The following is a 1,302-nucleotide window of genomic DNA, read 5'->3' as shown; positions in this document are numbered from 1 at the left end:
TGCCCGACCTGAGAGATAGGTGACGTTTCGTACCGGAGACATGGGTTACACTTTTCGATTTTGATCGGGAGGTGTGGATGCCGTGGAGAGAGACTTCGGTGATGGAGGAACGTCTACGATTTGTCGCCCGGTTGCTGGAGGGCGAAGGGATGAGCGAGGTTTGCCGTTCGTTCGGCATCTCGCGCAAGACCGGCTACAAGATCTTCAACCGCTACAGGGACGAAGGGCTGGAAGCGCTGACGGACCGGTCGCGTCGGCCGGTGCGTTATGCCAATCAATTGCCCGAACCGGTCGAGGCGATGATCGTGCGGCTCAAGAAGGACAAGCCGCACTGGGGGGCGCGCAAGATAAGGGAGTTGCTGGTCAAACGGCTGGCCGGCGACGTGCGGGTGCCAGCCAGAAGCACGGTCCATGCGGTGCTCGATCGGCACGGCCTTGTTCGCCAGGCCCGCAAGAGGAACCGGGCGAACAAGGCCGTGGGAACGCCGCTGTCGGTGCCGCTCGATCCCAATGACCTGTGGTGTGCCGACTTCAAGGGCGAGTTCAAGCTTGGTGATGGCCGATATTGTTACCCGTTGACGGTCACCGACCAGGCCTCGCGCTACCTGCTTTGCTGCGAAGCTTTCGAATCGACACGGGAACGCGGTGTCTTCGAGGCCTTCCACCGGCTGTTTGACGAGCGTGGCCTGCCAGGCGCCATCCGCTCCGACAACGGCCTGCCATTTGCCAGCCCTAACGGGCTCTACAATCTGTCGAAGCTGTCGGTATGGTGGCTGAGGCTCGGGATCGTGCTCGAGCGCATCAGGCCGGGCCATCCGCAAGAGAATGGCCGGCACGAGCGCATGCACCTGACGCTGAAGAAAGAAGCCACGCGTCCACCCGGCAGAAACATCCTGCAGCAGCAGGCGCGCTTCGATGCATTCATCAGCGAATTCAATACCGAAAGGCCGCACGAGGCGCTTGCCATGAAGGCGCCCGCAGACATCTACACGCCATCGGCGCGAACCTATCAGGGGCTGCCGCAGATCAGCTACCCCTTCCACGACAAGGAGGCACTGGTCACCAGTTGCGGTCGCATCTGCATGCACCGCAAGAAGATCAACATCTCGACCGTCATGGCCGGCCAGAGGCTTGGACTAAAAGAAGTCGACGACGGTATTTGGCTCGTCAGCTTCATGCACTATGATCTGGGATATATCGATCTGGAACAGAGAACCTTACAAACCATCGACAACCCGTTCGGCACGAGGTTGTCACCCATGTCTTAGGGACAAACTGTTACCTATGTCTCCGGGTCGGACA

Annotated in this window: 1 protein-coding gene; it reads left to right on the top strand. The window is 59.9% G+C overall.

Features of this window, described 5'->3' with window-relative positions:
- The first annotated feature begins 77 nt into the window (after positions 1–77).
- On the top strand, positions 78–1,268 hold the full coding sequence (locus FHT70_RS30060) for an IS481 family transposase (protein WP_183706751.1): 1,191 nt from the start codon (positions 78–80) through the stop codon (positions 1,266–1,268).
- The last annotated feature ends 34 nt before the right edge of the window (positions 1,269–1,302 follow it).

It is taken from the genome of Rhizobium sp. BK049 (assembly GCF_014193135.1).
Lineage (GTDB): Bacteria > Pseudomonadota > Alphaproteobacteria > Rhizobiales > Rhizobiaceae > Rhizobium.
This window is presented reverse-complemented; position numbering and strand designations above follow the sequence as displayed.